We start from the raw sequence: 20709 nt of genomic DNA on the forward strand, positions 1-20709 counted from the left end.
AGATGGAGCAAGATCGGCTATCGACGATCGGCTGGTTTGATCAACCATTGCCGTTCCGGCTACTACGCTCGGTCGTGGTCCATCGACCGTCGGGATGCGGGCTGAGATGACCATCCACGCCTATGTGGCCAGCATCCGAACTGGGCAGGTGCTGGTGGTCGACCCGCTCGCGGGTGTCGTGAGCGCCGCCATCGGAGTCGGCGTGCTCCCCTTCGGAGTGGCGGTGGCTCCCGACGGCAGCCGTGTCTACGTCACCAACTTCGGTGGGAACGACGTGTCCGTCGTCGACACGGCCACCGGGGCCGTCACCGGCTGACGCCCCAGTCACCGGCTGACCGCCGCCGTGAGAGTGATCGTCGTGCCGATGGCCCCCGAACCCGGGGGGTTCACGGTAGTGCCACGACCTGTGTCCACAGGTCCTCGGTGTTGCGGATCTTCGCCAGGGCCTTCCTCGCGCCGGACGAGGAGGACAGCGCTCCTTCCTAGCCGTCCTTCAACAGGTAAAGCTTCTGCCCACACGCGAGCGGAAGGAGCCGGACGGCCCGCGTTCGCCTGCCATCTTTCTCTGCCGCGCGGACATTAGACTCTTTCAAGGAAATTGTGCCCGTGGTTCAGTGAACCTGGCGGACGGGTACCAGTGCAGCCACGGTAACAAACATGGTCAACGACCTCCGGTCGGTCCTCTCCTGCGAAAGCGAGACCTCTGATGAGTATCTACGACACTATCGGCGGCGCGACGGCCGTACAGGCCGCGGTCGACGATTTCTACGTCCGGGTGACGGCCGATCCCGTTCTTGCACCCCTCTTTGCCAACCGGGACCTGCCCCGTCTCAAGGAACACCAGCGAGCGTTCATCGCCGCGGTGATCGGTGGTCCCGAGGTCTACCGGGGTCGGGACATGGCCGCGGTACATGCCACGCTCGGCCTCACCGACGCCCACTTCGACGCGGTGGTGGACCATCTGCTCGCGGCGTTGACCGGCCTCGGTGTCCCGACGGAAACCACCGGCCAGATCGGAGCGGCCCTCGCCCCGCTGCGTTCCGACGTCGTCACGATATCGAAGTAGTAATACCTCACATCATACACGACCTTGCGCGGCCAGGCTAGTGAAGCCGCACCCGGCTCGAACGAGAGAAACCGGGCGGGGCACAGTTGCAAATGCGAACCGCCCGGGTTCGGTATGGACGCCATCATGTGAGAGATGGAGGTCGACGCCAATCGCCGTCGGCGACGGGGATGCTGTGGGCAAGGATGGCACGGACGTCGTTGGTGGTGAACGAGCCGTCCCGGCGGCTTCCTTTCTCGGCTAGCGGGTGCCGTCGGGTGCGGTCGAGCCAGCGGTAGCTGTCCGCGTCGACGAAGCAGCAAACCACGCGGACGGATTCGACGCCGGGACAGGTGCTGACCTTGTCCTCGACGAGGTCGCTGCTGGTCAGCCGTGCGAGGGGGAGGGCGTTCTTCGGCGTCGGGATCACCGCCTGCTCGGCGAGGCTGTAGCCGGCGTGGTGAGGCAGTGCTTCGGGGTGGGTGGGTCCCCTGCCGGCCCCGTGCCGGGTGTGCCTAGCCGTTTCGGCTGGTATGGGGGGCATGTTAACGCCGACTCGGCTACGGTGGGTTCGGTGCGCCGGGAAGTCTGGTCGGCAACGTGTGACCCGACCCCTTGGTGAGGAGCACCGCCGTGGGCCAAGTTCCGTCTCGCCGGTTCAGCCTGTTCGACCGCAGGTCGTGGCCCGAGGCTCGCCGGATCGCCGAGATCCTACGCAGGGAGGCCATCGGTGGCGGGCTGCTGCTCGCCGCGACGGTCCTGGCCTTGGGCTGGGCGAACTCGCCGTGGTCAGAGTCGTACCAGTCGATGCTGTCCTACCAGCTCGGCCCGTCCTGGGCGCACCTGGACCTCACCCTGGCTCAGTGGGCCGCCGACGGCCTGCTAGCGATCTTCTTCTTCGTTGCCGGGCTGGAACTCAAACGCGAGTTCATCGCCGGAGACCTCCGCGACCCTCGGCGGGCCGCTGTCCCGGTCCTGGCCGCCTGCGGGGGTGTCGCCGTTCCGGCCGTGCTGTACGCGCTGGTCAACGTCGGCGGTGACGCCTCAGCGGGCTGGGCGATCCCGACCGCCACCGACATCGCCTTCGCGCTGGCGGTGCTGGCGGTCATTGGCCGGCACCTGCCGTCCGGTCTGCGGACCTTCCTGCTCACCCTCGCGGTCGTCGATGACCTGCTCGCCATCGTCATCATCGCCGTCGTCTACACCCGCCACCTGTCGATCCTCCCGTTGCTGGGCGCGCTGGTGCCGCTGGCGTTGTTCACTCTGCTGGTCCAGCGCCGGGTGCGCTCGTGGTGGCTCCTCCTGCCCTTGGCCGCCGCGACCTGGACACTGGTCCACGCCTCCGGCGTGCACGCCACCGTGGCTGGCGTGCTGCTGGGGTTTGCCGTGCCGGTGCTCCGCGGTACCCGTGCCGGCGGCCCGGAGGCGGGACCGGGGCTGGCCGAGCACTTCGAGCACCGCTGGCGGCCCCTGTCGGCCGGGGTGGCGGTGCCGATCTTCGCGTTCTTCTCCGCCGGAGTCACCGTCGATGGCCTGAGCGGACTGAGCGCGGCGCTGAGCGACCGGGCGGCCCTCGGTGTCGTGCTCGGTCTCGTCGTCGGCAAGCCTCTGGGGATCATGGCCGCTACCTTCCTGGTAGCACGCTTCACTCGCGCCACCCTCGACGACGGGTTGACCTGGACCGACGTTCTCGGGCTCGCGGTCTTGGCCGGTATCGGATTCACCGTCTCCCTGCTCATCGGCGAACTGGCCTTCGGGAGCGGCAGCGCACGTGACGACCATGTCAAGATCGCTGTCCTGACGGGTTCTCTGCTCGCCGCCCTGCTCGCCGCCGTCGTGCTACGTCTGCGCAATCGCGTCTACCGCCGGCTCCAGGAAGCAGAGACCGCCGACCGCGACCACGACGGCATCCCCGACGTCTACCAAGACCTGCACCGGTCCTCCCCACGCCCGTGGGGGTGATCCGGTCCGGTCGGTCCGCTCGTGCAGCACCATCAAGTCCACCCCACGCCCGTGGGGTGTTCCGCCCTCGGCAATCGAACAGGTGACGCACAGGTAACACACAGGACCGACTCCCACCCTCATAGTCACGGGGCTCCTCCCGGAGCGCCGGCAGGGTAGGAGGACACCGGCCATGGCCACACGTGAGCAGGGAATCCGACGGGTAGGCCCCGTCACCGCCGGACTGGCAGCCGTCGCGGCCGCCGGAGCCATCGGCTTCGGCGTGCTGGCCCATGAGCATTCCGCATCCGCGGCCACCTGGTCCTCGACGACGGACGACAGCTCGGTGACCTCGGGTAACGGATCCACCTCATCGTCGACCTCCGACAGCGCGTCCTCGTCCGGCGGCTGGTCGGGCGGGACGACGGTGGGGAGCGCCGACGGTCCCACGCACGCGTCGACCGGTGGTTCCTGAGATGCCCGGCGCGGCAGCGGCGGTCGAGTGGTCGGTGTGGAGCACGACCGCCCGGCTCGTGGTGACCGAGCCCGGCGCACTGGCCGCCGCCCGGGAGATCGTCGTGGACCATCTCGCGGCCGTTGACGAGGTCGCCAGTCGTTTCCGGGCCGATGCGGAGATCAACCAGCTCGATCACGCCGATGGGACGCCGCAACGGATCAGCCCGCTACTGGCAGACCTCGTCGGTGCGGCGCTCCTCGCGGCCCGGCGCACCGACGGGGACGTAGACCCGACCGTCGGCGGACCGCTCGCCGCTCTCGGCTACGACCGGGACATCACGTTGCTGCCGTCGGACGGTCCGCGGCTGCGGGTGGTGCACCGGCCGGCGCCGGGCTGGCAGCGGATCCGGCTGACCGGGAACACACTGACGCTGCCGGACGACGCGCGGCTCGACCTCGGAGCGACGGCGAAGGCGCAGGCCGCCGACCGCTGCGCCGCTCTGGTCGCCGAACGGCTCGACACCGGCGTGCTGGTCAGCCTCGGCGGGGATGTCGCCACCGCCGGGAACGCGCCGGAGGGCGGCTGGCGCATTCGGGTCCAGGACCGCCCGGGCGAGCCCGCCTGCACCATCACCCTGGCCGCCGGGAGCGCGGTCGCGACGTCCAGCACCCTCGGGCGGCGGTGGCGGCGCGGCGGGCGGCTCCTGCACCACATCCTGGATCCGCGCACCTGCCAGCCCGCGCCGGTGGTCTGGCGGACCGCCACCGTGGCGGCCGCGAGCTGCCTCGACGCGAACACGGCGAGCACCGCCGCGATCGTCCGTGGTTCCGCGGCGGTGGGCTGGCTGCGCCGGCTCGGGATGCCGGCACGGCTCGTCGCCACGGACGGCTCGATCGTCACGACCGCTGGCTGGCCCGCCCCGAGCCGGGCCAAGGTGGCCGGAGCCGGAGTGGCCGGAGCCGGAGTGGCCGGGGTCCGGGTAGACCGGGCCGAGACGGCTCCGCCCGCCGAGGATGGAACCCGAGTCACGTCCGCTGGATCGGCGACACGGCCGAGAGGTTCCGGCCGATGAGCACCGAAGCCCTCTGGTACGCCGCCCGGGGCACGGGCACCACGTGCCTGCTGCTGCTCACCCTGACGGTCGTCCTCGGCATCGTGGCCCGCTCGGGTCGCGGCCTCGCGGGTCTGCCCGGTTTCGCGATCGGCGCCGTGCACCGCGGCGCGAGCCTGCTCGCGGTCGTGCTCCTCGCCATGCACATCGGCACGCTGCTGCTCGACCCGTACGCGAAGCTCGGCATTGCGGATGTGGTCCTGCCGTTCGGCGCCGGCTACCGACCGCTGTGGGTCGGGCTCGGCACCGTCGCCGCCGACCTTCTCATCGCCGTGGTCGTGACCAGTCTGCTCCGCCGGCGCCTCGGCGTGCGCGCCTGGCGGGCAGTGCACTGGGCCGCCTACGGCGCCTGGCCACTCGCCCTCTCGCACGGCCTGGGCTCGGGCACCGACGCCGGCACGCCGTGGCTGCGAGCCGTCGCGATGGCCTGCGCGCTCGCCGTCGCCGGATCCGCGGCCTGGCGCTGCTCCCCCTCCTTCAGGATCCTCCCCCGCCCACACCGGCCCCCCAGCCCACACCGGCCCCCCAGCCCGCGACACCAACCGGCGGCGCCCACAACCATGACCCCCAGATCGGAGCAGACATGACCATCCGCGCTGCCACCGGAGCGGCCCAACCGTCCATCCCCACCGGCACCAGCATCGCCACCGGCACCAGCGACGTCGGCCGCGCCGGCTCCCCTGAGGCCCAGCCCGGGTGGGGGCGCGAGCCCTGGCCCGCGGCCATGCACGCGGTACGGCCCGCGGCCGGCGCGGGCGGCCTCCCCGCGCATCACGTCCCGGCCGGACGGCTGCTGACCGCAGCCGCGTCCGACCTCGCCGCGCACGACCGACAGTGTGGACCGCTGCCCTGGCGCGGCGGACCCGGGCGGTTACTTCCGGAGATCCACGACTCCGGGCTGACCGGGCGGGGCGGCGCGGCCTTCCCCACCTGGCGGAAACTCGCCGCGAGCGCCGAGGGCACCTGCCTCGACGGCAGCCACTCCGGCAGCGCGCACCGGGGCAGCACGCACCGGGGCAGCCAGCACCGGAACGCCGGGCACCGAGCCGACCGGTACCGCAGCAGCGCGCACCCCGTGGTCGTCGCCAACGCCGCCGAAGGGGAACCCGAGAGCGCCAAGGACGTCACCCTGCTCACCGTGGCGCCCCACCTCGTCCTCGACGGCCTGCAGCTCGCCGCGGAGGCGGTCGGGGCCGATGACGCCTTCGTCTATCTCAAACCCGGTCCGGCGGTCACGGCGGTCCGGCGGGCGCTGGCCCAACGGCGGGCCGCGGGCTGGGACCGGTTCACCGTCCAGATCCGGGAGGCGCCGGAGACCTTCGTCGCCGGGGAGGCATCGGCCGTCATCGCAGCGCTGGAGGGAGGGGCGGCCCGGCCGCGCGCGCACTGGCAACCGCTCGCCGAGGCCGGTTTCCACGGCCGTCCGACCCTGGTGCAGAACGCCGAGACACTCGCGCACCTCGCGTTGATCGCCCGGTGGGGAGCCAGCTGGTTCCGCTCGGTCGGGACCGCCGAGGAACCGGGCACGTTCCTGGCCACCGTGACGGGAGCGGTCGCCGCGCCCGGTGTCGTCGAGGTGCCGTTCGGCACCCCGCTCGGCACTCTCGCGCAGCTCGCGGGCGGCTTCACCGAGCAGGTCGGGGCCTTCCGGGTCGGCGGTTACAGCGGTGCGTGGCTGCCCGGCGGCCCGGGAGCGACGATCGCGATGTCCCGGGCGGCGCTGGCGCCGTGGGGTGCCGCACCGGGCACCGGAGTGGTCGCCGTCCTCCCGGCCCGGGGCTGTGGGCTCGTCGAGACCGCGCGCATCGTCGGGTACCTGGCCGCGCAGAACGCTGGCCAGTGCGGGCCATGCGTCAGCGGGCTGCCCCAGCTTGCGGACGCCGTGGCCGGGATGGCCCGAACGGATGGCGGGTCCGGCGGCCCGGTGCAGGGGGCTGGCGATCCGGGACAGTCCGCCATCCGGGCGCTGCGCCTCGCCGCCCTGGTCGCCGGTCGCGGCGCGTGCCACCACCCGGACGGCGCGGCCCGCCTCGTGCACAGTGCGCTGCGCACGTTCGTCGACGATATCCGGGCGCACGCCGAGGGCCGCTGCCTCGGCTCGGCGTGCGCATCCTGACCACACCCATCCCGACCAGGCAACGTCGACGAAGAATCCACAGGGGAGACAGATGCCATGAACACCACAGATGCCATGAACACCACAAACGCCGGCGCGGCAGCCGGCCCGGCCCGGCTGTGGATCGACTGGACGGCGTGTGACGGCCGCGGCTGGTGTGTCGAGCTGCTACCCGAGCTGCTGACCCGCGATCCAGCGGGTTATCCGCTGGCTCGCGGGACGACCGGACAGTCGACCCGAAAAATCACCGTCTCCACGGAGCTGATCGAGCATGCTCGTCGGGCGGCGGATGCCTGTCCCCGGCTCGCGCTACACCTGCTCGCCGGCCAGGAACAGGGGTAGCCGGGCCCGGCGGCCGATGTCCGCTGTCTCGCTCGCTACGCTACCGCCGCATTACCACTTTGCTAAAGCCGCGCTACCGCTACCTGCCTGGGTAGCTGGCGGCCGCGAGGGCGAGGATCTCCTCACGGTCCTCGGCGAGCAGGAATCCGGTCGCGATCGCGTCGTCGGTGGCCCGGGTAAAAGCGGCGCGATAGTCCGCGGCGCCGGCGGGGTAACGGGCGGCGAGTGTGGCGGAATCCAGCGGCCGGGTGGAGCCGAAGATGGCGGAGGCGTCGGTGGGGTTCTGCCCCAGGCCGGACAGGACGGCGATGGGAACGTCGACCCAGGGAGTGCGCACGCCACCACGGGCGATGCCGTCCGCATCACGGAGAAGTACCGCTGGATCCGTCGCGGCGGTTAGCAGGTGGGGCGCGGACGGGGGCGCGACACCATAACGGATCCAGTCGTCCAGCGCGGCAATCGCGGCCTGGGCGACATAGTGCTGCTGCGGTCCGCTGTTGATCGCGGCGGTGAACGGGACGCCGAAAGGGGCGGCGCTGGGCACCAGAAGGCGTACCAGCTCCGCGGCAGGCAGCGCACCGTCGTCCCGGAAACCAGCCTTGAGCGTGTAGGTGTCGACGTGCGCCGCACCGGCGATCTCCCAGAGCCGAAACCGGTCGCTATCGGGTTGGCGGGCGCCCACGGCGCCAAGCACGCCGACGACGTCGGTCTCGCTCTGCACGACCATCACGGGCACCGCGACGTCCGTGCGCAGCCGGACATCCCCGGCCAGGGTCGGGCCGCCCCGACCGTCGAGGGACGCCGTGGTCCCCGGGCGGCCCTGGATCAGGTAACCGTCGAAACCGCCATGGCCACCGCCGGCGGCACGGCTCCTATCGCGGTCACCGCCGTCACCGTCCCGCGCCGCGATGGTGTTTACATAGGTCACCAGAAAGAACGCCGCCTGGGATGCGCCCACGGCGATCATCCGCGCCGGACGAAGGTGATCGAGGAGACCGCGACGCACGGTTTCCCCGGCCTGACGGAAGATGTCGAAGCTGTACGCGTCACCGGGATGGGACAGAATCGCGTAACGGGTGGGATCGGCGCTCTTAAGCGACGGCACGATCGGCCACCAACCGGTGCCGCGTTGCTCCCCGGCACCATCTTCGCCCGCATCGCCGCCGTCCGCAATACCGCCGTCCGCAACGGCCCTCGCTTCGACACCGGCCCCTTCGGCGGTGTCGATCCCATCGATGCCGATGCGTTGCGCCGACACCCCCACCCAGGCGAAACCGGCGCGGAGCAGATGCCGATGCGTCGTGAGCCATGCGGCGGCGGCGTCCATTCCGGCAGAGACGTTCAACCATTCCACGACGGCCGTGCCGTTGAAGGCGGTCGGGTCGGCAGGCCGGTAGACGATGAGACGGGTCCGAAACGGCGCCTGACCGGCGACCACCACGTCCCATCTGCCATCAGAGGTGATCGGACCCGTCGCGGCATAGGAGTCGGCGGTTCCGCTCACGAAGAACTCCTCCGCCAGATAGCCGATGGAGGCCAGATCGAAAGACGTCGAGATCAGGCTCGCCTGGCCGGCGATCGGCCCGTCGACTCGCACCGACGCCATCTCCATCAGCTCCATCGATTCGGTTCCTCTCGCGCTCGCCGCACGGATCCACGATCCATCGTGCCGCACGCGAGCGCATCGAACCGATGGCCGCCGTTGCTCAGATGTCATATTCCGGGGACTTTTGACCCGTGACCGGGACATAAATCACGATCCGATGGTCAGGAGCCTCGTGGTCCGCGCGGGCCTCGATGAGGCCGCGTGGAGAGGTGCCACCTCCGAGCCGGTGTGCGGTTTCACTCCGCGGGACGCGCCTGGCATGCCGCGACCACACCGCACATCGAGAATGGGTACGGGTACGGCGCCATCGGGCCACTCGTTGGACCACCCGTTGGACCACCCGTCGGACCACTTTGCCCCGGCCGTGCGGCCCGCTCGTCCCTCGACGGCGGGCCGCACGTGCGCGGATGCGGCTCAGTGGCCGTGCGCAACGGCGCGGCGCAGGACCACCCGGTCGAACTCCTGACCATGCTCGTCCAGGCCCCGGATGGTCAGGGTGGAGTACCCGCCGGGCCGGCCCGGATCGGACTCGGCAGCCACGAAGGCGTAGTCGTCGAAACGGGTCCGCGACCAGTTGATGGACTCCGGTGCCTTCGTCCCGTCGGCCTGCCAGACATAGCTGTTCGGCACAACGTTCGAGCCCGGTACGATTTTTCCTCGGTAGGACTCCGGCTCACCGGTCTGGAACTGGTAGCGGGGCCGTCCCGCGCTGCCCGCGACGATGTAGGTGGTGCCGTCCTTCGCGGGTTCGATCGTCGAGCCGTCGGGCGCCTCGCGGGTCGGTGCGTTCGCGCGGATCGGGTCGGTGCGCTCGTACAGGTGGTTGTGACCCTGCAGCACGAGGTCGACCTGGTAACAGTCGAACAACGGCGCCCAGGCGCCGCGGACGCCGCCGTCGCTGGCGTGCTGCGCGGTCGTCGAATAGGCGCAGTGGTGGAAGAAACAGACGATGAAATCGATATCCGGGTCGTTCCGGTAGCCCTTCAGCGTGCTCTCGACCCAGGACGTCTGCGCACCGTTCGAATATCCGGTGTTCGCCTTGATCTCATAACTGAGGTCGTTGGCGTCCAGCGAGAGCACGGCCACGTTGCCGTGGACGAAGGAGTACACGCTCGGGCAGCCCTGAGGCCCCCCGCCTGGCAGGTCCAGGCGGGCGAGGTGGCCGCCGTAGCCGTGCGGGGAGTAGAGCGCCTCCATGTCATGGTTGCCGGTGGCGAACATCCACGGCGTGCGGGCACTGCTGACCTCGATGTCGGCCAGGTAGACGTCCCAGACGGTCGGGTCATAATTGTCGAAACCGGTAGGAGATACGCCGGCGGCCGTCCGCTTGGGCGGCCTTCCCTGACCCGATGGGTCCGCGTAGCTGATGTCCCCGGCGAGCAGGTGGAACACCGGGTCCTGGCGGGCGATGGCCGCGGTGACAGCCGACGCGTGGGCGACCATCGGGGCGTTGTCGGCCTTGTAGTAATTGTCATCGAACACACCTTTCGGATCGCCCGGCGGGGTGGTGTTCGAACCGTGGTCGCCCATCATCGTGAACCGGAACGGGCCGCCATGGCGTCCCTTCCGGTGTCCGGTGCGGACCGCCTGCACGGGGGTGGCTTCCCCACCGGGAATCCGGAAACGGTAGTAGTATTCCCGGCCCGGCGTCAGATTGTCGAACGCCGCGTGCACGTAGTACTGTTCGACGGCGAGAATCGAGCCGTCGGCCTGGGGGACCTGGGACAGCAGCGGTCGGATCTCCGCCTCGACCGTGCCGCCGAGACCGCGTCCCGGCCCGATATCGACCAGAACCTTGCCGCGGCCCGGGTTACGCGACAACTGCGCCGCCAGCCGAAGCTGCCGGGACGGATCGGCGCCGAAGGCGGTGTGCCTGCCGCCCACGAGCAGGGGACTGTCGTTCGTGGCGGCGTAGGCGGCCCGGCCGAACGGCGTGCCGAACAGGCTCGCCGCGCCGGCACCAGCCAGACCGCCGAGCAGAATCCCGCGTCGGCTGACCGGCCGCCGCCGGAGAAAGGTCTGGAGCCATTCGTACTGCTCGGCGATTGTCATGTCCTCGGCCATACCGGCCGGAACACCCGACGCCACCACTTCGCTGGGAGGACTCACAGGCATACCGCTGAAAGTAGGCCCGTCGCCTGTCGAATATTGCAAATACACGGTGGCGAACCACCGAAATATTTGTAAACATCGCGGGAGGACTTCCCTGGCCCTGGCGGAGTCAGCCTGCTGACGGGCATCAGCCTGCTCTATGATCATCCTGTTCCTGATTCCTGCCGGCAGCCGTGCCCAGTGCGCGGGTACGGCCCATGGTTGGGCCGTACCCGCTCGGGCATCCGCCAGGTATTCCCGAACGGGTATCTCCCGCGGGTGGCTCCGGCTGGCGTTTCCGTCAGCCGGAGCCACCCGCACGCAGGGCGCACTCAGCGCCGCTCAGCCGGCATCGTTCAGCCGGCATCGTTCAGCCGGCGCCGAAGAGCCCCTGCGCGAGAAAGCCGCCCGCGGGCGCCGCGGGCGGGACGGCGAACAGGGCACTGGAGGTGTGCCGGATGAAGGTGTTCAATGCGTCGCCGGCCGCGAGGGTCCGCTGCACCGCGACGAACGCCGTACGCGGGTCGGCCTGGTAGGCCGCGAAGAACAGGCCGGCGTCCGGCTCGCCGGCTGAGTCCAGGCCGTCGTCATAGGAGTAGCCGCGACGAAGCATGGCGATCCCACCGTGGAACGACGGGTGGGACAGCCGGACATGGGCGTTGCCGGCGATCGCGAGACTGCCGTCGGCGGCGCGGGCAGTGAAGTCCGGCTGGATGGTCTCAGCGCCGCCCTGCCCCACCGGCGGTGCCGAGAGCGCGGTACCGTCGGACTTACGGCGGCCGATGACCGCGCTCTGAGCCGTCTCGTCCAGCCGCGCCCAGGCATCGAGCAGCATGCGGATACGCCGGCAGACCAGGTAGGACCCGTCCCGCATCCATTCCGGCCCGCTGGACACCCACACCGCCCGGTCGAACCGCGGCGTGCCCGGTCCCGGGTTGTCCGTGCCGTCGATCTGCCCCATCAGGTTGCGTGGGGTGGACCCGGGGTTGAACGCGGCCGCCGCGGAACGAAGGAATCCCCGCTGGATCCAGCGGGGCCTGGCATCCTGAGCGGCGAGACGACGCATCTGCCGGGAAGCCGAGACCGCGACCATCGGATCCTCGGCGCAGACCTGCACGCCGAGATCCCCGCCACTGCGCGCCAGATCGAGCTGGTCACCGGGCATCGCGGGAATGTCCGCGAACTCCGCGGGTATCTGCGCGTCGAGACCGGCGCGGCGCAGCGCGGACGCGCCGAGCCCGATGGTGATCGTCAGCCCCGCCGGTCCGAGTCCCTGGGTGTCCCGCTCAGCGCCGTCGAGCGGCTCGCCTCGCATCAGCACCGCGGCGGCGGCCGTCCAGGTGCGCAGCACCGCGGCGAGGGATGTGCGGACCGCGGCCGGGCCGGACGTCGTCAGGTCGTAGGCGGTGAAGACGAGCTGCGCGGGAGGGCGGTCGGCGATTCCGGGCTGGTGACGGCCGTCGCCCACCACCCCGGCCAGCGCCTCACGACGGACCGCGGCGACGCGGTCCGTCCCGCCCGACTGGTCCTCCTGGGGACGTTCCGCGGCAACGGCGACACCGCCGTCGAGGGCCATGACTCCCCCGAGGCCTCCCCCGATCGCGATACCACCGCCGAAGCCGAGCAGCCCGGCGCCCCGCAGCACCCTGCGGCGGTGGGGACCGATCGGGCGGTTCTCCCGGACCGCATCCGTCGCATCGGCGACATCCGTTACATCGGCAGCGTCCACAATGTCCGACACGCCCGCCCTACCGGCTCTATTGGACATACCAGTTTCAGCCATACCGGTTCCATCCGTCCTGTCGCTCACGGGATCCATACCGGCGCCGCGGTGAGATCCGACATCATCCTCGGGCCGGCAATCCTCGGGCCGACGTCAGGGCGGCGATTGTCACCGGAGGACACCCGGGTGAGCCGTCCGGTGAGGTGTTCGCATGGATCATAGGGCAGTTCCGCGATGTCCGTGAGGTGCATGTCCCGCATAGTGACTGTCGAACCGCACTCAGCGCCGCCCATCCCGGGCCTAGAGACGTCGTGTCGTCGAACGTTTACACATAGATACAGAATGAAGCGGAAATGCCGAACGGCCTGCCAACGGGCGACACGAGGAACCGATCAGCGTGCGGGAACGACGACGTCACCGACGCGCGGGACCATGCCCGGCCCGGCGGATCTCACCGGTCGCAGAGGTTCGGGTCGCTGCCCCAGCCACGCAGCACGTTCTTCTCGATCTTTCCGGTGGAAATCTTCGGCAGCTCACGGAAGATGATCTGCCGTGGAGGGCGCCGTCAACCACCGCGGGGCGCTCGGCGAACGCCCCAGCCGACCTTGACTAACCCTCCGCGCTTCTCCGGGCGACGGGTTCGCCCCGGCGACGGGCCAAGCCCCACCGTGCACTCGAGTTCAGTCCGCGCAGCGCCCTGCGCACGGCCGGGTGCTGGCTGACACGGTGCACCGGGTAGCGCCACGGCGGCTGTTCGCCCTGGCGCGACGCCATCGAGTAGGCGAACGACACCGGATCCTGATCGAGGTATGGGTCCACCCGTTCGAACCAGGCCATGCTCGTCCGCGCCGCCGCCTGCAGAGGACCCAGGGCCGCCCGGCCCCGCCGGTCGAAATCTCGCAGCGCGGCCGGCAGATCGCCGCCGCTGTCGTACATGCTCTGCGCGAGCGCGACCGCATCGACGATCGCGAGCGCCGTGCCCGACCCGAAGGCGAAGTGCGTGGTGTGGGCGGCGTCACCGATCAACACGACGTTGTCGTGGTACCAGCTCCGATTGGTGACATCGGCGAAGCGCAGCCACCGCGCCGCCCGGCCGCGGCACTGGCTGATCAGCGGATGGCCGTCCAACGGACCAGAGAAGATCTTTTCCAGCATCCGCGGCGCGTCCTCAGCGCTCAGGAGATCAAGGCCGAGTCCCTTCCACGTCCGCTGGGAGCATTCCACGATGCAGGTGCTGACGCCGACGCTGGACGGATAGGCGTGGAACCAGATCCATCCCGCGGAGGTCCGTTCGAAGGCGAAGGTGAAGCTGTCGAAGCGCTTGTCGGTGCCGAGCCAGATGTACGGGTTACCGCCGATCTCGACCTTGGTACCGAAATCGTCCTGGGCCAGCTGGCGCACCCGGCTGTTCGCGCCGTCGGACGCCACGACGAGATCGGCGTCGGCATACGGGCGCAGGTCGTCCACCTCGTGCCGGTACTCCACCTCGACGCCGAGATCGGTAGCCCGCCGGGCGAGGATTTCGAGCAGCGCGGCCCGCTGCAGGCTGAAGCCGTAGCCGGTGAGATATGCCGCCGACGATCCGCCCAGACTGATCCGCTGTTCCTGCCAGAGAGTGGACGCAGCCCGCAGGGCACGAGCGCTGCCTGGGTCGTTGCGGAAAAGGACGTCCAGAAGGTTATCCCAGTACACGACCCCCCAGCCGTAGGTCGCCCCGGGCGGGTCGCGTTCGAGGACTATGATCTCCTGGCTGGCGTCACGGCGTTTCGCCGAGATAGCGAAGTAAAGTCCTGCCGGTCCGCCCCCCACACAGACGATCCTCACCGCAGGTGCCTCCTCTGTGTTCCTCCTCGGCGTGACCCGGACGGCGGGTGGCAACGACCGTTCGCCGGCTCGTCACCACCGTCGCCCCGGAGAGGAGCACCGCCAGCGGATGTCGTGGTGCCCACTTGTCGGGTTGCCCGGTTTCCCCGCATTGTCGGGTTACCCCGCGTTGTCGGGTTTCCCGGTTTCCCCGCATTGTCGGATTTCCCGATTGTCGGGTTGACCGATCGTCAGATTGCTGGTCGGGTTGCTGGATTGTCGGGAGCCGGGATCACCAGCCACCCCAACGACCCCAGCCACCCCAACGACCCCAGCCACCCCAACGACCCCAGCCACCCCAGTGGCCCCAGCCGCCCCAGTGGCCCCAGCCCCAGCCCCAGCCCCCGAAGAAACCGGTGACCTGCCGGAACGAGCCCTCGGCCCGGAGCGTCGGTGCCTCATATGTTGCTTTCATGCCGGATTCCTCCGTCCGACTTCGACTTATTCGATCCATGTAACTCTCGGCGATCAAGACGACACCGTGGCTGCCGTCGGCGTCCCAGCTCCGACCTCCACTTACCGCCTGTGACCAACCATCTTCGATTCTGCCCCTTTGCTGTCCATTGCTGGTTCATCACTGGTTCGGTGGCACCGGCGGGAGTCGCGGTGGAGACGGGCGCCGATCAAGAAGATCATCGCCGTAGCCGGCCGAAGCCCCGACTCACGGGCCGGCAGCCGTCGAAGGTCCCACGCCGCATCGAAGGCGCCCTGCGGGGCCGGACGGGAGCGTTAGGCGACGTCGCGGTCGCGCGCGTCCTCGGGCAGCAGGGTGCGCAGGCCCAGAATGATGTTGGTGATCCCGAACTCGAAATCCTCCGGGACGGTGACGCCGGAAGGCTGCGCCGCCGCGGGGACCGCCGCGGCCGGATCCTCAGCCGGCCGCTCGGTGAGCAGGAAGCCCCGGGTGTATGTCGAGAGCGTGAAGAAAGCGTGCCAGGCCAGCGACGACGGGAATCCGGCATCCCGCAGCCCAGCCAGCAGTTCCGCCGCCCGCGGCCAGGAGGTGATGGTCTCCTGGTAGGTCAGACTACCGATACGACGTGCAATCAGGTCGCATTTCAGGTCGTCGACGGCGAGCAGCGCATAGAAATTTTTGAAGAACTCGCGGAGCACGTCCTCCCAGGCGTCACCGCGGAGGGCAGGCATGCTCTCATAGAAAGAGACGAGTGCTTCCTCGGCCATGGCATCGAGGAGTTCTCGCTTACTCTTGAAATACCAGTAGATGCTGGTGACACCGACGTCGAGATACGCGGCCAGGCGGGGCATGCTCAACTGATCTACCGGCGTGTCCCGACAAAACTCGAAGACGCCCGCCAGAATCCCCGGGGCATTGATGGATCCCCGAGCACGCCGCGACCGGGGGCGCTTCGAGCCCGTGTTCGCCGAGGGGGGCACGCGCTAGCCTCCGCATCGTGGGGATGGCCCGGGAACGGCCCCGCCGCCCAGGACCACACCGAGTATCCTACCGGATGGTTCTCCGGATGGCGTGAGACATCTGCCGCATCCGGCGGGTGCAGTGGTTGGCCCAGGGCCAGACGGCAGGATAGTCCAGACCACCACAAGGCCACCCCGCCGAAGGCCGGCCGGACCGTCCCGCCCGGCACACCACACGCCACCTCCGGCGCCGTCGCCCCGCCGCAATCCGCGCTCTTACCACCGCCCTCCCCATCACCCCCAACCCACCGACACCCCCCACCCACCCAAACCGGACACCCACCTCAGTTCCACCCCACACCCACTCCGACCCACGCCGAATCCACCAGCTCAACACCACACACCTACACTGACCGGAACAGTCACTGACCGGAACAGTGCGGCATCGCGACTCCACCCACCAGGCGACCGAAGACCAACACCAGGAGGGTGAAAATGGCCATTCCGCGGCGCCAGGCAATCAGGATCGGCGCTTATCTCCTCAAACAGAAACTCGCCAGACGGGACAAGTTCCCGATCACCCTCGAACTCGAACCCCTGTTCGCATGTAACCTCGCCTGTGAGGGCTGCGGCAAGATCCAACATCCCGCGGACGTGCTGAAACAGCGCATGCCCGTCGAGCAGGCGCTCGCCGCCGTCGACGAGTGCGGCGCCCCCGTGGTGTGCCTGGCAGGCGGCGAACCGCTGATGCACCCGCAGATCGAGGACATCGTGGCAGGCCTGGTGAAACGTAAGAAGTTCATCTACCTGTGCACGAACGCCCTCCTGATCCCACGCAAGATCGACAAGCTGCGTCCGTCACCGTACCTGTCCTTCGCGGTACACATCGACGGCCTCGAGGAACGCCATGACAAGTCCGTGGCCAAGCCGGGCGTGTTCGCCCAGGCCGTGGACAACATCAAAGAGGCGCAGCGCCGCGGCTTCCGCGTCACCACGAACACCACGTTCTTCAACACCGACACCCCTCAGACCGTGATCGAGGTGTTGGACTTCCTCAACAACGACCTCAACGTCGACGGGATGATGCTCTCCCCCGCCTACGCCTACGAGAAAGCCCCCGACCAGGACAGCTTCCTCGGGGTCAAGGAAACCCAGGAACTGTTCCGCAAGGCGTTCGCCGACGGCCGCCGCAAGAACTGGCGGATCAGCCACTCCCCCCTGTTCCTGGACTTCCTCGAAGGCAAGATCGACTTCCCGTGCACGGCCTGGGGCATTCCGTCCTACTCCCTGTACGGCTGGCAGAAGCCGTGCTATCTGATGGGCGACGGCTACGCCAAGACCTACCAGGAACTCCTTGACACCACCGACTGGGAGGCCTACGGACGAGGCCGCGACCCACGCTGCGCGAACTGCATGGCACACTGCGGCTACGAACCGACCGCCCTCGCGGCGACCCTGTCCTCCCTGCGGGAATCCATCCGCGCGGCCCGCTGAGACCGGCCCCCGGACCACCGGCCAGTCCGGGAACACCGGCCAGCCCCGGGAAACGACCTCGGTGCCGGCGTCCACATCCTCCGGGCGGAGGGCGACGGCCGCCGCACCGAGGTCCTCCACCACCAGACACCCGGCTCAGATGTGCCGGGAAGGGCGGCATAAGCGGGATCCGACCCGAAACCGCATTATGATCCAATTATGACCACTGGCGCCCCGACGCTCACCCACCGTCCCCTCGCCGGTCCGACGTCGTGGGCCGCGGCGGCGCCCGTCTCGCCCTCGTAGGGCTCGCGGGTCTTTGTAGGGGTCCCACAACACCTGACCGCCGACATCGGTAGCGACGGAGCTGTCCAGACCGCGCCCCGAGCTGGGAAGGTGACCCGGAGCGAGGATCGGAACCGCCTTTCGGGCGTTCCGCCCTCATCGTGACGGGAAGGGGTAGTTAGTGGTTTACGACAAGATCGTGGTAACGGGTCTCGGTGCGATGACTCCACTCGGCGGCGACCTCGCCGCCACCTGGGACGGGCTGGTCGCGGGTGCCTCGGGTGTCGCGGTGATCGAAGACGAATGGGCGCGGGAGCTGCCGGTCCGACTCGCCGCACAGCTGCCCGTCGACCCCGCGGCAACACTGCCGCGCAAGGACAGCCGCAAGCTCGACCGCGGTGAACAGATGGCGATCGTCACCGCCCGGCAGGCATGGGCGGACGCGGGATCCCCCGAGGTCGCTCCCGAGCGGCTCGCGGTCGTCATCGGCACCGGTTACGACGGGGTGCAGTCCACCCTGGGCCAGCACCGCATCCTGGAGCAGGCCGGTGCGCGCCGGATGTCCCCTCACACGGTGATCATGCTAATGCCCAACGGCCCGGCGGCGTGGGTGAGCATCGACCTCGGCGCGAAGGCCGGCGCCCGCACCCCGGTCAGCGCCTGCGCGTCCGGCGCCGAGGCGATCGCCACCGGTATGGAGATGATCCAACACGGGCTGGCCGACGTCGTGGTCGCCGGCGGCGTCGAGGCGCCGGTCGACACGCTGCCGCTGGCGGCGTTCGCGCAGATGAAGGCCCTCTCGACCCGGCACGGCGACCCGGCAGCCGCCTCCCGGCCCTTCGACGCCGACCGTGACGGCTTCGTGCTCGGCGAGGGCGCCGGCCTGCTGGTCCTGGAACGGGCCGGGTTCGCCGCCGCCCGCGGCGCCCGCGTGTACGCCGTCGCCGCCGGCGCGGCCACCAACTCCGACGCCCTCGACATCGTCACCGCCGACCCCGCCGGGCAGCGCAGGGCCATCGAGGCCGCACTGGCCGGCGCCGGCCTCACCCCCACCGATATCGACCTCGTACACGCCCACGCCACCTCTACCCCCGTCGGCGACCCCCTGGAGGCCGAGGCGATCACTCAGACAATCGGCACCCATCCGGCGGTCACGGCCACCAAGTCGATGACCGGGCACATGCTCGGCGCCGCCGGCGCGGTGGGCGCCATCGCCACGGTGCTCAGCATCCGCGACGGCGTCATACCCCCGGTGCGCAACCTTGACCGGCTCGACCCGACGATCAAGCTCGACGTCGTGTCCGGACCGGCCCGCCACGAGACCGTCCGCGCCGCCGTGGCCAACGCCTTCGGCTTCGGTGGGCACAACGTCTCCCTGGCATTCACCGCCCCCTGAACCGGCCGCACCGACCCCGCCGGGCGTGGGCGAGGAGGAGGGTGACGTCGTCGTCGTAGCCGTCGTTGCCGTCGTTGCGGTTGAGGAGGGTCAGTAGCCGGTCCGCGGTGGTGGGCAGGTCGGCTGTTTCGGTGAGGATGCGCAGCAGGCGTCGGCAGCCCTCGCCGATGTCGACGGTGGGGGATTCGACGAGGCCGTCGGTGTAGAGGGCGAGGGTGGAGCCGGGGGGGAAGCGGTGGCGGGTTTCGGTGAAGGTCTGTTCGGTGACGCCGAGGATGATCCCGTGGGGGTCGTCGAGGAGGTCGGCGGTGCCGTCGGGGTGGCGCAGGGCGGGGGGGAGGTGGCCGCCGTTGGCCACGGTCAGGGTGCTGGTGGCCGGGTCCTGGATGACGTAGGCGACGCTGGCGATGGTGTCGATGCTGCGGGTGACGGCGTCGAGTTCGGTCAGCAGGGCGGCGGGGGGCAGGTCGAGGCGGGCGAGGGTGCGGGCGGCGGTGCGTAGCTGGCCCATGGCGGCGGCGGCGTTCAGGCCGCGGCCCATGACGTCGCCGATGACCAGCGCGACCCGTCCGGCCGGCAGGGGGATGACGTCGAACCAGTCGCCGCCGACCTCGGTGCCGCTGGTGCCGGGCTGGTAGCGCCAGGCCAGGTCGAGGTCGTCCAGGGTGGGGATGTCGCGGGGCAGCAGGGCGCGTTGCAGGGTCAGGGCGGCGGTCCGCTGGTGGTCGAAGGCGTGGGCGTTCGCGATCGCGGTTGCGATCCGGCTGCCCAGTTCGGTGGCGGTCTGGGTGTCCTGCTCGCGGTAGGGGCGGGCCGCGGTGACGGCGAACCCGACGGTTCCCAGGCAGTGCGGGCCGACCAGCAGCGGGACGATGATCGCGGATCGAAGGTGGGAATGCCGGAACAGGGCGGCCACGCTGCTCGCGGGTGCGTCGGGTGCGTCGGGTGCGTCGGGTGCGTCGGGTGCGTCGGGTGCGTCGGGTGCGTCGGGGAGCCGTTCGTCCAGGTCGAGGCGGACCGGTTGGCGGGTGAGGAATACCCGTCCGACCTGGCGTCCGGTCAGGTTGCTTCTTGTGTCTGGTGGGGGGAGGGGCAGGTCGGGGGATGGTCGGGGCAGGTCGGGGGAGTGTGCCCACACGGCTCGGCGAAGCAGCGGCGGGTCGGGTTCGGCCCCCGGGGGGGCAGGGCTCGTCGGCGAGGTACAGCTCGCAGGCGTCGGCGAATTCCGGGACGACCAGCGTGACCATCTCCCGCAAGGTGGCCGACAGGTCCAGCGACGCGCCGAGCAGCCCGCTCGCCCGGCTCAGCAGCCGCAACCGCCGCAGTACCAGGTCACGTTCGGCCTGCGCGCGACGCTCGTCGGTCACGTCCACCGCCGTCACGCCGACCGCGATTCTGGCCCCGGTCGAGTCATGCAGGGGATAGTAGGAGGCCCGCCAGATGCGCGGATTCGACGGGTCCGCCGGGGTCGCTCCGATGATCTCCTCGTCGAGGATCGCCTCACCGGTCGCCAACACCCGGCGGNGCCGCTCCCAGCCGAGAGGGTCTATGNCCGGGNNCANCTCCGGGCCATACCCACCGATCATCTCCTCGGCGGACAGGCCGGAGGCCCTGGCAGCCGCCTGGTTCACCGCCCGGTAGCGCAGGCCGCGGTCGAAGACCGCGAATATGATCGGCGCCGTGTCGAACACCCGCAGACACAGCAGCGCCTCTTCCCACCGGGCGAGTGCCNGCGGGTCCGGCAGGCCGGGCCGAGGCCCGCAGATGTCGCTGCGTACCTGACCATCGGGCTGCGGCGTCGGGTTCATCTCGGGACCAGTCCTGCCGGGGCCGGAGCCGCCGGTCACCGTCGGAGACTCGGGCGGGTAGAGACGCATCCAAGTGTG

General features: G+C 70.0%; 18 protein-coding genes and 1 pseudogene. 10 read left to right on the forward strand and 9 right to left on the reverse strand.

Translation table 11 applies throughout. The features are described from left to right. The first annotated feature begins 106 nt into the window (after nucleotides 1-106). On the forward strand, nucleotides 107-316 hold the full coding sequence (locus tag BMG523DRAFT_RS16995) for a YncE family protein (protein ID WP_011436977.1): 210 nt from the start codon (nucleotides 107-109) through the stop codon (nucleotides 314-316). Between the two features lie 390 nt (nucleotides 317-706). Further along, nucleotides 707-1066 (forward strand): group 1 truncated hemoglobin, encoded by a 360-nt coding sequence (locus BMG523DRAFT_RS17000; RefSeq protein ID WP_011436978.1) that lies wholly within the window; start codon nucleotides 707-709, stop codon nucleotides 1064-1066. Between the two features lie 124 nt (nucleotides 1067-1190). Here the strand turns inward: BMG523DRAFT_RS17000 and BMG523DRAFT_RS17005 are convergent, their stop codons facing one another. Then, nucleotides 1191-1589 (reverse strand): hypothetical protein, encoded by a 399-nt coding sequence (locus BMG523DRAFT_RS17005; RefSeq protein ID WP_011436979.1) that lies wholly within the window; start codon nucleotides 1587-1589, stop codon nucleotides 1191-1193. An 89-nt stretch (nucleotides 1590-1678) separates the two neighbouring features. On the opposite strand from BMG523DRAFT_RS17005, the gene nhaA reads away from it, so the two are divergent. The 6 genes from nhaA (at nucleotide 1679) to BMG523DRAFT_RS17035 (ending at nucleotide 7012) form a co-directional block, all read left to right on the forward strand. Beyond that, nucleotides 1679-3007, forward strand: coding sequence for a Na+/H+ antiporter NhaA (gene nhaA / locus BMG523DRAFT_RS17010; protein WP_011436980.1), 1329 nt, complete (start codon nucleotides 1679-1681; stop codon nucleotides 3005-3007). 172 nt (nucleotides 3008-3179) lie between these two features. Further along, nucleotides 3180-3461 carry a hypothetical protein gene (locus tag BMG523DRAFT_RS17015; protein ID WP_011436981.1) on the forward strand — a complete coding sequence of 94 codons (282 nt, stop codon included), beginning with the start codon at nucleotides 3180-3182 and terminating at the stop codon, nucleotides 3459-3461. 1 nt (nucleotide 3462) lies between these two features. Continuing rightward, nucleotides 3463-4515, forward strand: a complete 1053-nt coding sequence (locus tag BMG523DRAFT_RS17020; RefSeq protein ID WP_011436982.1) for an FAD:protein FMN transferase — start codon at nucleotides 3463-3465, stop codon at nucleotides 4513-4515. Next, nucleotides 4512-5141, forward strand: a complete 630-nt coding sequence (locus BMG523DRAFT_RS17025; protein ID WP_023841956.1) for a ferric reductase-like transmembrane domain-containing protein — start codon at nucleotides 4512-4514, stop codon at nucleotides 5139-5141. Before BMG523DRAFT_RS17020 ends, BMG523DRAFT_RS17025 begins: the two co-directional genes overlap by 4 nt. Next, nucleotides 5138-6670, forward strand: a complete 1533-nt coding sequence (locus BMG523DRAFT_RS17030) for an NADH-ubiquinone oxidoreductase-F iron-sulfur binding region domain-containing protein (RefSeq protein WP_011436984.1) — start codon at nucleotides 5138-5140, stop codon at nucleotides 6668-6670. Before BMG523DRAFT_RS17025 ends, BMG523DRAFT_RS17030 begins: the two co-directional genes overlap by 4 nt. Before the next feature lie 57 nt (nucleotides 6671-6727). Then, the gene (locus tag BMG523DRAFT_RS17035) at nucleotides 6728-7012 is read left to right on the forward strand and encodes a ferredoxin (protein WP_011436985.1); all 285 of its coding nucleotides are present in this window, start codon (nucleotides 6728-6730) and stop codon (nucleotides 7010-7012) included. 79 nt (nucleotides 7013-7091) lie between these two features. Here the strand turns inward: BMG523DRAFT_RS17035 and BMG523DRAFT_RS17040 are convergent, their stop codons facing one another. From BMG523DRAFT_RS17040 to BMG523DRAFT_RS17060, 6 genes are all read right to left on the reverse strand, one after another. After that, nucleotides 7092-8633 (reverse strand): alpha/beta hydrolase domain-containing protein, encoded by a 1542-nt coding sequence (locus tag BMG523DRAFT_RS17040; RefSeq protein WP_011436986.1) that lies wholly within the window; start codon nucleotides 8631-8633, stop codon nucleotides 7092-7094. A gap of 399 nt (nucleotides 8634-9032) precedes the next feature. Beyond that, complete coding sequence (locus BMG523DRAFT_RS17045) at nucleotides 9033-10733, reverse strand: metallophosphoesterase family protein (protein WP_035734298.1); 1701 nt, start codon at nucleotides 10731-10733, stop codon at nucleotides 9033-9035. Between the two features lie 346 nt (nucleotides 10734-11079). After that, complete coding sequence (locus BMG523DRAFT_RS17050; RefSeq protein WP_043591615.1) at nucleotides 11080-12450, reverse strand: Dyp-type peroxidase; 1371 nt, start codon at nucleotides 12448-12450, stop codon at nucleotides 11080-11082. A gap of 591 nt (nucleotides 12451-13041) precedes the next feature. After that, entirely contained in the window at nucleotides 13042-14256 is a 1215-nt protein-coding gene (locus BMG523DRAFT_RS17055; protein ID WP_011436989.1) for an FAD-dependent monooxygenase, read from the reverse strand. A gap of 271 nt (nucleotides 14257-14527) precedes the next feature. Beyond that, nucleotides 14528-14710 (reverse strand): keywimysin-related RiPP, encoded by a 183-nt coding sequence (locus BMG523DRAFT_RS23410; protein ID WP_023841952.1) that lies wholly within the window; start codon nucleotides 14708-14710, stop codon nucleotides 14528-14530. A gap of 314 nt (nucleotides 14711-15024) precedes the next feature. Then, on the reverse strand, nucleotides 15025-15690 hold the full coding sequence (locus BMG523DRAFT_RS17060) for a TetR family transcriptional regulator (protein ID WP_011436991.1): 666 nt from the start codon (nucleotides 15688-15690) through the stop codon (nucleotides 15025-15027). A gap of 474 nt (nucleotides 15691-16164) precedes the next feature. Here BMG523DRAFT_RS17060 and hpnH point away from each other — a divergent pair, with 474 nt between their 5' ends. Further along, on the forward strand, nucleotides 16165-17163 hold the full coding sequence (gene hpnH, locus BMG523DRAFT_RS17065) for an adenosyl-hopene transferase HpnH (protein WP_011436992.1): 999 nt from the start codon (nucleotides 16165-16167) through the stop codon (nucleotides 17161-17163). Between the two features lie 445 nt (nucleotides 17164-17608). Further along, entirely contained in the window at nucleotides 17609-18823 is a 1215-nt protein-coding gene (locus BMG523DRAFT_RS17070) for a beta-ketoacyl synthase (protein ID WP_043591617.1), read from the forward strand. Here BMG523DRAFT_RS17070 and BMG523DRAFT_RS26595 read toward each other — a convergent pair. Both BMG523DRAFT_RS26595 and BMG523DRAFT_RS26600 read right to left on the reverse strand, forming a co-directional pair. After that, nucleotides 18810-19961, reverse strand: coding sequence for a PP2C family protein-serine/threonine phosphatase (locus tag BMG523DRAFT_RS26595; protein ID WP_051623918.1), 1152 nt, complete (start codon nucleotides 19959-19961; stop codon nucleotides 18810-18812). The two genes, BMG523DRAFT_RS17070 and BMG523DRAFT_RS26595, sit on opposite strands and share 14 nt — an antisense overlap. A gap of 271 nt (nucleotides 19962-20232) precedes the next feature. Further along, a pseudogene (locus tag BMG523DRAFT_RS26600) lies at nucleotides 20233-20700 on the reverse strand (PAS domain-containing protein); the annotation flags it as partial. Between the last annotated feature and the right edge of the window lie 9 nt (nucleotides 20701-20709).

This window comes from Frankia sp. BMG5.23, from assembly GCF_000685765.2.
In the GTDB taxonomy this organism is placed as follows: Bacteria; Actinomycetota; Actinomycetes; order Frankiales; family Frankiaceae; genus Frankia; species Frankia casuarinae.